Origin of the sequence: Rhodosalinus sp. (assembly GCF_041685465.1) — a bacterium.
Classification (GTDB): Bacteria; Pseudomonadota; Alphaproteobacteria; order Rhodobacterales; family Rhodobacteraceae; genus Rhodosalinus.
In genome coordinates this window covers 1-9122 of sequence record NZ_JAWLFS010000122.1, presented here as the reverse complement: position 1 = coordinate 9122, position 9122 = coordinate 1, and the positions used below count along the sequence as shown (strand labels likewise).

Below are 9122 nucleotides of genomic sequence, written 5' to 3'. Positions count from 1 at the left end.
GCCGATGCCGATCTCGCCGAGCAGCGTGAAGCCCACGTAGACGGCCACCAGCGCCACGCCGAGCGCCGAGAAAAGCTCGAGAATCGTGGACGACAGGAAGGCCACCCGCAGCACCGCCATGGTGCGCGCGCGCAGCCCCTCCGCCCGCGCGGCGAAATCCGCCTCCGCGCGGGCGGTGGCATCCAGCAGGCGGATGTCGGGCAGCGCGGCGATGCGGTCGATCAGCAGCGCGTTCATGTCGCCGATCTCGGCCATCTGCTTCTCGCTCGCCTCGCGCGCGGCCATGCCGACGAGCGCCATGAAGACCGGGATGAGCGGCCCCGCGACGAGAAGGACCAGCGCCACCGCCCAGGAGACCGAGAGGCTCGCCAGGAGGATGAGCGGCGGGATCAGTCGCACCCGCAGCATCGCGGGCTTGTAGCGTGTCAGGTAGGGCGTCAGCGCCGCGAGCTTCTGCGTGGCGAGCGCCGCGACCTCGGCCGAGGCCGGCCCGCCCTCGGGCCGCCGCGCCTCGCGCGCCAGAAGCGCGGCGCGTTCCTCCGCCACGGCGCGGTCGGCGGCGCGGTGGACAAGGCCACCGCCCGCGTGCTCGAGCCCCGCGCGCAGGAGCCCCGCGGCGACGAAGCCCGCGGCCCATCCGACGCCCGCGCCACCCGCGCCGGCGATCCACGCCGCGACGGCCTGCGCGGCGGCGAAGGCCTGCACGAGCCAGAGCGTCCCTGCCACGGCCAGAAGCCAGCCCCCCGCCCGCAGCGGGGCGCCCGCCCGCGCCTCCAGTCTCCGCAACCTGTCGTCGCCCGCCATCGTCCACGTCCGAATCCGATCCCGCCGCAAGTAGCGTCCCTGACCGGCCCCGCGCAATGCGACCCGCGTTCCCGTCATCGGGAGGACAGCCCGCGTGACCCGAGGGACATGGACGGGGACATCAATGCGACACCATCGGCGCCCGGACGTAACGCAGGCGCCGGTCTCGACACCATGAGCGGCAAAGGCCGGCGAAACCCATCAGCAGACCCGGCCCGGAACGCACGCCTGTCGCGCACCCCCGTGGCCCCGTCGCCCCGTGCTCGGGGTCGGGCCGATGGCGACCACCCCCCCGGACGGCTGCCCCTCGAGGCGATCGGACAAGGCGGGCTCTGGACATCGCCCGGCGTTTCCGGCGGGGCGCGACAGGTCAGGATCGCCCTGCCCTGTCCGGGGCATTCCGCATCCTCGGCGCGGCGCGCCGTTCGATCAGGTGCAGCGTGTGACGGGACCGCCGGAACCGTATGGTTATCTCATTCCCGAGGACCTGCGTGTACAGGTGGGCGCCAGGTAACCGGACCAGGGCCCGGACAGAGCCAGCTCCCTCGGATTTGCTTAAGGCCACCGGAATGCAACCGTCTACGCGAACGGCAGTGCCCGTCGAGAAATCAGGTAGCCCCGTGACGGCGCACGGACAAGGGGCGCGTGAGGCTTTCCTTGTGCCGCCTGCGGTCGTTCGTCAGAAGAGCGGCATGCCCCAGGATACCGCATCGTCCGATCTCTCGCCCGGGCAGGTGATCGCCCGTGGCGCCGCACGCCATCTCGCGACCCTCGACTTCGCTTGCGTCGAAGAGTTCGTGCCCGTCCGCGGCGTGCGGCTCGATCTCCTGGCGCTCGGGCCGAAAGGCGACCTCTGGGTGGTCGAGTGCAAGTCCTCGCGCGCCGATTTCGTCTCCGACCGCAAGTGGCACCGGTATCCCGAGTGGGGCGACCGGTTTTTCTGGGCGGTCGGGGCGGATTTCCCTCTCGACCTCCTGCCGGCGGAGACCGGGGTGATCGTCGCCGACGGCTACGGTGGCGAAATGCTGCGGATGGCGCCCGAGACCCGCCTCGCCGCGTCACGGCGCGCGGCGGTCACGCGCCGTTTCGCAATGCACGCGGCCCGCCGCCTGCAGGCGCTGCGGGATCCCGGGGCTCGCCTTGCCCTGGACTCGGCGCCGCGGTAAGGCTGTCGCAGACGTCGGCCCCCTGATGGGTGTCATCCAGCGGGCGCCGCAGGACACCGCCCGCCCGGCACATCGGGTCTCTGCCTCAAGTGGTGCCGTCTCGCGGCGCGTCACGCCCCTCGCCGGATTGGCACGGGACGTTCGGACCGGGGGGTGAGCCGGGGAGGCACGGCAAAGCACTCGGCAGTGCCGGGCGGGAACGGCCCGACAAAAGGATGCCGCGGGCCGAGGCTCAGCCGGCCGCGCGTCGACCGGCGGGCGACGGCGCCCCCGGTGCCCGCATCCCGGGGGCCGGCGCCGCCGTGCGCGTGCGTCAGGCGTAGCTCACGACCTCGAACTCGATCCCGTCGCGGTCGCGGAAATAGAAGCGGCGGCCCGGCTCGTAATCGGCGTGGTTTTCGGGCGTGTAGCCCTCCGCCCGCACCCGTGCCTCCACGGCGTCGAGGTCGTCGACGACGATCGCGACGTGGTTGAGCCCGCCGCGCGTGGCGTAGCTGTCCACGGGCGGGCGCTGGCCCGCGCCCTCGTAGTCCGCCGGCGCGCGGTAGACGGCGAGATAGTCGAACGCGTCGCCGACGTGGACGGTATACCCGTCGTGCTTCGCCGGCCCCTCCCAGCGGATGCGCCAGCCGAAAAGCCGCCCGAGCATCGCCGCGGTGGCGTGCGGGTCCGAGACGGTGACATTCACATGTTCCAGACGTGCGGGCATCGCGGCCTCCTTCGGACTCTATCGTGTCTCGCGGCGCGCTGTCGTCAAGCCATGCCCGGGATTGACAGCACCATCGGGCGCGTGCCTCTGACCGGCGCAGATGACGGGAGAGCATGATGCAGCTATCGCGGCGGATCGAGGGGATCACCGAGGGCGGCTCCGACGGATGGGACCTCTTCCACCGCGCCCGGGCCATGCAGGCGGCCGGTCAATCGGTGCTCGACCTCACGGTGGGCGAGCACGACCGCCCCACGCCGCGCCCGATCCTCGACGCGATGCATGCCGCGGCGACCGCGGGGCACACGGGCTACACGGTCGCTCCCGGCCTGCCGGCGCTGCGCACGGCGGTCGCCGAACGGGTCGAAGCCCGCACCGGCGTGCCCACCCGGGCGGAGAACGTTCTGATCACCGCGGGCGGGCAGGCCGCGCTCTTTGCCGCGCAGATGGCGGTGCTCGATCCGGGCGACCGGGCGCTGCACCTCGATCCCTATTACGCCACCTACCCCGGCACGATCCGCGCGGCGGGCGGCGTGCCGGTCACTGTGCCGACGCGCCCGGAAGACGGGTTCCAGCCGCGCGCACCCGACGTGGAGGCAGCGGCCGAAGGCGCGCGGACGCTCCTGATCAACACGCCCAACAACCCGACAGGCGCCGTCTATGACCGTGCAACGCTCGAGGGCCTCGCAGAGCTCTGCCGGCGCCGCGGTCTCTGGCTGATCTCGGACGAGGTCTACGACACGCAGGTCTGGGAGGGCGTGCACCTGAGCCCGCGGGCCCTTCCGGGCATGTCCGAACGCACGCTCGTCGCGGGCTCGCTCTCGAAGAGCCACGCGATGACCGGCTCCCGCCTCGGCTGGATCGTGGGGCCGGAGGCGGCGATCGCACGGATGGCGGACCTCGCCACGGTGACGACCTATGGCCTGCCGGGGTTCATCCAGGACGCGGGGCTCGTCGCGCTCTCGGACCCCGCTCTGGAAGCGGAGATCGCCGCCCCCTTCCGGCGGCGGCGCGACCTTGCCCGGCGGGTGCTCGCGGGGCGGCCGGGCCTGCGGCTGCTGCCGGCACAGGGCGCGATGTACGCCATGCTCGACATCCGGCCCACCGGGATGAGCGGCACGGTCTTTGCCGAGGCACTGCTCGACGCGCACCGCATCGCGGCGATGCCGGGCGAGAGCTTCGGCGCGGCCGCGGCCGGCCACCTGCGCGTTGCGCTGACGCTCGACGACGCGCGGCTGGCCGAGGCGCTCGAGGCGCTCGCCACCTTCGCTGCCTTGACCGCCGCGCGCGCCGGCGCGAGCGCCTGATCGCCGCACTGCGGCCCTGCGCGGACGCAGGGCGCGCCGGCCACCTCGGCCCTTTCCCTCACTTGCGAAGGGGCGTAACGGCGGGCACGGAGGCGCGGCACATGGCGGAAAACCTGAGAGGCATCCTGCTGATGGTGGGGGCGATGGCCGCCTTCGCCATCGAGGACATGTTCGTCAAGTGGATGGGCGCCATCGTGCCGCCCGGACAGATCCTGATGATGCTCGGCGCGGGCGGCGCGGCCGGCTTCGCGCTGCTCGCGGCGATGCGGAACGAGCGCCTCGTCTCGCCGGTCTTCCTGTCGCGGGCGGTGGTCCTGCGCAATCTCGGCGAACTCACGGGCACCTTCGGCTTCGTCACGGCGATCGTGCTGACGCCGCTGTCCTCGGCCTCGGCGATCCTGCAGGCGATGCCGCTCGCCGTGACGCTGGGCGCGGCGCTGGTCTTCCGCGAGCCGGTGGGCTGGCGGCGCTGGAGCGCGATCGGCGCCGGGTTCATCGGCGTGCTGATCGTGATCCGTCCGGGCACGGCGGCCTTCGAGCCCGCCTCGCTCTTCGCGCTTCTCGGTGTCGCGGGGCTGGCCACGCGCGATCTGGCGACGCGGGCGGTGCCGCGGGCAACCTCCTCGGTGGTGCTGTCGGCCTGGGGCTTTTCCATGCTGATCCCGACGGGCGCGGTGCTCCTCGCGCTCACGGGCGGCGCGACCGTTCCCTCGGGGGCGACGCTCGGGATGCTCGCGGGGGCGGTCGTGCTCGGCGTCGCGGGCTACTGGTCGCTCACGCAGGCGATGCGCATGGGCGAGGTCGCGGCGATCACACCCTTCCGCTATTCGCGGCTCGTCTTCGCGCTGGTGATCGGCGTGCTCGTTTTCGGCGAGCGGCCCGATGCCCCGACGCTCGCCGGTGCGGCGCTGATCGTGGGCTCGGGCCTCTACACGCTCTGGCGCGAGGCGCGGCTCGGCCGGCGCCGCGGCGCCGTCGCTGCCGGGCCGGTGAGCCCGGGGGCCACCGCACCACGCTGAGCGAAAACATCGCCCGCCGCCCTTCCCGTTCCGCCGCGGCACCGGTATGAGGCGCGCGGCATCGGACACGGGACGGGAGGCCAGCGGCCATGACGACCATCATCGACATCCACGCGCGCGAGATCCTCGACAGCCGGGGCAACCCGACCGTCGAAGTCGACGTGACGCTGGAGGACGGCGCGATGGGCCGCGCGGCGGTGCCCTCGGGCGCGTCCACCGGCGCGCATGAAGCGGTCGAGCGGCGGGACGGCGACAAGGGCCGCTACCTCGGCAAGGGCGTGCTGGAGGCCGTGGCCGCGGTCAACGGCGAGATCGCCGAGGCGCTCGTCGGGCTCGACGCCACCGAACAGGTGGAGATCGACGAGACGATGATCGAGCTCGACGGCACGCCGAACAAGGGCCGCCTCGGCGCCAACGCGATCCTCGGCGTCTCGCTCGCCGTGGCGAAGGCGGCGGCGGAAGCCACGGCGCTGCCGCTCTTCCGCTACGTCGGCGGCGCCCAGGCGCGGGTGCTGCCGGTGCCGATGATGAACATCGTCAACGGCGGCGAGCACGCCGACAACCCGATCGACGTGCAGGAATTCATGATCATGCCCGTCGCCGCCGAGACCATGCGCGAGGGCATCCGCATGGGCGCGGAGGTCTTCCACACGCTGAAGAAGGAGCTCTCGGCTGCCGGGCTCGCCACCGGCGTGGGCGACGAGGGCGGTTTCGCGCCGAACCTGAACTCCACCCGGGACGCGCTCGACTTCATCCTGACGTCCATCGAGACGGCGGGGTACCGCCCCGGCGAGGACATCCAGCTCGCGCTCGACTGCGCCTCGACGGAATACTTCAAGGACGGCCGCTATGTCCTGTCCGGGGAGGGCAAGACGCTCACCCCGGCCGAGAACGTCGACTGGCTCGCGTCGCTCTGCGCCGACTACCCGATCCTCTCGATCGAGGACGGCTGCGCCGAGGACGACTGGGAGGGCTGGAAGCTGCTCACCGAGCGCCTCGGCGGCGCGGTGCAACTCGTCGGCGACGACCTCTTCGTGACGAACCCCGACCGTCTCGCCCAGGGGATCGCGCGCGGCTGCGGCAACTCGATGCTCGTGAAGGTGAACCAGATCGGCACGCTGACCGAGACGCTCGCGGCCGTGGAGATGGCGCACCGCGCCGGCATGACCAACGTCATGTCCCACCGCTCGGGCGAGACGGAGGACGCCACCATCGCCGATCTCGCGGTGGCGACGAACTGCGGACAGATCAAGACGGGCTCGCTGGCGCGCTCCGACCGGCTCGCGAAATACAACCAGCTTATCCGCATCGAGGAGATGCTGGGGACGGCGGCGCGCTACGCCGGGCGCGGCGTACTCCGGGCCTGATGGAGCGGGCGCGCTTCGCCGCACGCGTCGGCGGGGCGCTCCTGCACGTCACGCCGGCGGCGACACGTCCGGGCATCCGGGCCGCTGACCTCCGGGCCGGGGGGCGCGAGGTGACGGGCTCTACGGGCCGGACCGGATGACGGACATCTGGCTCAGCCAGGATACCCCGGCTGACCGTCTGGCCGCGCTCGCAGCAAGGTGCGCCCCCGCGGTCACCCGCGGGGGCGTACCCCTTACTGGCAGGGCGCGCGGTAGTAGGTCCCGTCGCCACGGGCATAGGCGCACATCCCGGTCTCCTGGTTCTGCGCCACGACCGTGCCGGCGGCCGCGCCAGCGAGCGCCGAGATCAGGCGCCAGTCATCGTCCGCCCCGAAGACGTCGGCGGCGATCAACCCGCCCGCCGCGCCGCCGGCGGCCCCCGCGACCGTGCGCTGCTCGCTCGTCAGGTTCTCACAGGCGCCCAGCGCCATGATCGCGGCGCCCATAGCGCCGATCAGCCAAGTCCTCATCGCGAAACCTCCTCGTTCCAAATTTCGATCCCGACATCGACACAGTATCGAACCGGACGCAATGATGGAACGCATGTCGCACCATGCCGTTCCGCACCGTCGCGACGGGCCGGGCGGCCGCGCACCTTCCGGGCACGCCAGCGTCGGCCGGCGCTGGCCGCGCCCCCGGCCACGGGCTAGCATGCCCAGCGCCCGCGACGGGCACGCCCCAACCAACACGAGGTGACAATGCCCCATCCCCAGGACCCGGACCGGATCATCGAGACTCTCGGCCTCGCGCCGCACCCCGAGGGCGGGTGGTTCCGCGAGACATGGCGTGCGGAGGCGGCGGAGGGCGCGCGCCCGGCGGGCACCTGCATCTGGTTCCTGCTGAAGGCCGGCGAGCGCAGCCACTGGCACCGGGTGGACGCCGACGAGATCTGGCATTTCTACGCGGGCACGCCGGCCACGCTCTCGATCGCGGCGACAGAGGACGGGCCGGCGCAGGACCACCGGCTCGGGCCGGCGGTGCTCGCCGGGGAGCGGCCGCAGATCCGCGTGCCGGCGCACCACTGGCAGGCGACGGCGGCGGGTGCGGGCTGGGCGCTCATGGGCTGCACGGTCTCGCCCGGCTTCCGCTTCGAGGGTTTCGAGCTCGCGGCCCCGGGCTTCGACATCCCGCGGGGCTGACGCTTGCACCCTCCGCGCCGCCGGGCTAGCGAGCGGGCCATGACGCTGCGCTACCACACCCCCCTTTCGGCGGAGGAGCAGACCGCCGCCGGCCTGCCCGCGCCCTGGCCCTTCGCCATCGCCGACCGCGTGCGCTGGGGCGAACTGGATCAGCTCGGCCACGTCAACAACGCCGCCTACATGGTCTGGTTCGAGACGGCGCGCATCCGCTATTTCGTCGAGCGGGGCGTTGTCGGGCCGGAGGCGCCGCATGTCACCGTGATCCGCCGGGGCGAGATCGACTGGCTCGCCGAGATGCGGGGGGAGCCGGATTACGTCGTCGCCATGCGCTGCACGGAGATTCGCCGCACCTCCTTCACGCTCGAGAGCGAGCTCTGGTCCGAGGGCCGCTGCACCGCGCGCTTCCGCTGCGTGATCGTGCTGATCGCGGCGGACCGCTCGGGCAAGCTCGCCCTGCCGGACGCGTTGCGCCGCCGCTTCATCGAGGTGGACGGCGCGGCGGAGGGTTGATGCCGGCACGCGCAACCGGTGACTTTCCGGATCGAGGGGGAACGTCAGAGAGACCGGGTGCGTCCGGCGGCGACGATGGCACCGCAGCTTCCCGGGACGCGCAGCGACAGGACGCGTTCCCGAACGCAGAGCCAGACCTTTCGATCGGAGTGCACCGGGGCGACGAGGCGGCGGCTTGACCTTCGGCGGATCCGCGAGCGCCTTGGCGCAGCGCCAGCCTGCGCCGTCGGGGACCATGACCGCCTGCGCGTCCTCGGCCACGGTCTCGGCGAAGTGGTCGGGGCGTCTGCATCCTGTCGGTGTCGATCCTCGGCCGGAGCAGCGCGACGGCGGTCTCGCCGTCGGGACCTGCGCGACATCGGCCGACCCCGGACCGTGTCGCCGGTGGCCGAGGGCGACTGACCTGCCGCACCGGGCTGTTCGGAGAGGCGGGCTGGACGGACAGCCGATGGCCGCGTAGGGCGACGCGCATGTCTCGGTCGCGGCGGGCGCGACCGCCTCTGGCGAGGGCGCCCTGCCCTCCGAATTCGCACGGGACCGGAAACCATGTCAGCCATCGAACTCGGCCCCGTCGTCCTGAGCCTGCCGCGGTTCGCGGCGGTGGCGGGGATGGGGGCGTTCCTGCTCGCCGCGGAGGGTCTGGCCCGGGTCGCGCAGGATCGGAGCCTTGCGACGCGCTCGGTGTGGATCGTGCTCGCAGGGGCCCTGGGCGCGCGGCTGGGGCACGTCCTGCAGCACTGGGAGAGTTTCGCGGCAGAACCGCTCCGCGTCGTCGCGGTCTGGCAGGGCGGCTTCAGCCCCTGGGGAGCCGGGCTCGCGGTGGCGGCGGCCGGGGCGGCCGCGGTCCTGCGCGGCACACGGCCCGTTCCGCTGATCGCGGCGCTCTGGGCCGGTGTCGTGGTCTGGCAGGCGATTCTCCTCGACCTCGGGGACGAGCGCGAGATCGCGATGCCGCCCCTCGTGCTGCCCGCGCCGGAGGGGCCGCCCGTGGAGCTCGCCGCCTTCGCGGAGGACGGACGCCCGGTTGTCGTCAACCTCTGGGCGACGTGGTGCCCACCCTGCCGG

At 73.0% G+C, this 9122-nt stretch carries 10 protein-coding genes and 1 other RNA gene; 7 read left to right on the top strand and 4 right to left on the bottom strand.

The window, feature by feature from the left end:
• On the bottom strand, positions 1 to 804 hold an 804-nt coding region (locus tag ACESL7_RS09515; protein WP_372893086.1), incomplete at its 3' end, for an ABC transporter transmembrane domain-containing protein.
• Positions 805 to 1248: 444 nt separating this feature from the next.
• A non-coding RNA gene (gene ssrS, locus ACESL7_RS15420) (6S RNA) lies at positions 1249 to 1404 on the bottom strand.
• 92 nt (positions 1405 to 1496) lie between these two features.
• Between ssrS and ACESL7_RS09510 the strand changes: the two genes are divergently transcribed.
• Positions 1497 to 1970, top strand: a complete 474-nt coding sequence (locus ACESL7_RS09510) for an MmcB family DNA repair protein (protein WP_372893085.1) — start codon at positions 1497 to 1499, stop codon at positions 1968 to 1970.
• A 313-nt stretch (positions 1971 to 2283) separates the two neighbouring features.
• Here ACESL7_RS09510 and ACESL7_RS09505 read toward each other — a convergent pair whose 3' ends face one another.
• Complete coding sequence (locus ACESL7_RS09505; protein ID WP_372893084.1) at positions 2284 to 2679, bottom strand: VOC family protein; 396 nt, start codon at positions 2677 to 2679, stop codon at positions 2284 to 2286.
• Positions 2680 to 2795: 116 nt separating this feature from the next.
• Between ACESL7_RS09505 and ACESL7_RS09500 the strand changes: the two genes are divergently transcribed.
• The 3 genes from ACESL7_RS09500 (at position 2796) to eno (ending at position 6369) form a co-directional block, all read left to right on the top strand.
• Complete coding sequence (locus tag ACESL7_RS09500) at positions 2796 to 3983, top strand: pyridoxal phosphate-dependent aminotransferase (protein ID WP_372893087.1); 1188 nt, start codon at positions 2796 to 2798, stop codon at positions 3981 to 3983.
• A 101-nt stretch (positions 3984 to 4084) separates the two neighbouring features.
• Complete coding sequence (locus ACESL7_RS09495; protein WP_372893083.1) at positions 4085 to 5002, top strand: DMT family transporter; 918 nt, start codon at positions 4085 to 4087, stop codon at positions 5000 to 5002.
• Between the two features lie 89 nt (positions 5003 to 5091).
• Positions 5092 to 6369, top strand: coding sequence for a phosphopyruvate hydratase (eno, locus tag ACESL7_RS09490; RefSeq protein WP_372893082.1), 1278 nt, complete (start codon positions 5092 to 5094; stop codon positions 6367 to 6369).
• A 233-nt stretch (positions 6370 to 6602) separates the two neighbouring features.
• On the opposite strand, the gene ACESL7_RS09485 is transcribed toward eno, so the two are convergent.
• The gene (locus ACESL7_RS09485; protein ID WP_372893081.1) at positions 6603 to 6878 is read right to left on the bottom strand and encodes a glycine zipper 2TM domain-containing protein; all 276 of its coding nucleotides are present in this window, start codon (positions 6876 to 6878) and stop codon (positions 6603 to 6605) included.
• Between the two features lie 228 nt (positions 6879 to 7106).
• Between ACESL7_RS09485 and ACESL7_RS09480 the strand changes: the two genes are divergently transcribed.
• From ACESL7_RS09480 to ACESL7_RS09470, 3 genes are all read left to right on the top strand, one after another.
• Positions 7107 to 7547, top strand: coding sequence for a cupin domain-containing protein (locus tag ACESL7_RS09480; protein ID WP_372893080.1), 441 nt, complete (start codon positions 7107 to 7109; stop codon positions 7545 to 7547).
• Between the two features lie 39 nt (positions 7548 to 7586).
• Positions 7587 to 8057 carry an acyl-CoA thioesterase gene (locus tag ACESL7_RS09475; protein ID WP_372893079.1) on the top strand — a complete coding sequence of 157 codons (471 nt, stop codon included), beginning with the start codon at positions 7587 to 7589 and terminating at the stop codon, positions 8055 to 8057.
• Positions 8058 to 8603: 546 nt separating this feature from the next.
• The coding region (locus tag ACESL7_RS09470; RefSeq protein WP_372893078.1) for a prolipoprotein diacylglyceryl transferase family protein at positions 8604 to 9122 on the top strand (519 nt) is incomplete at its 3' end.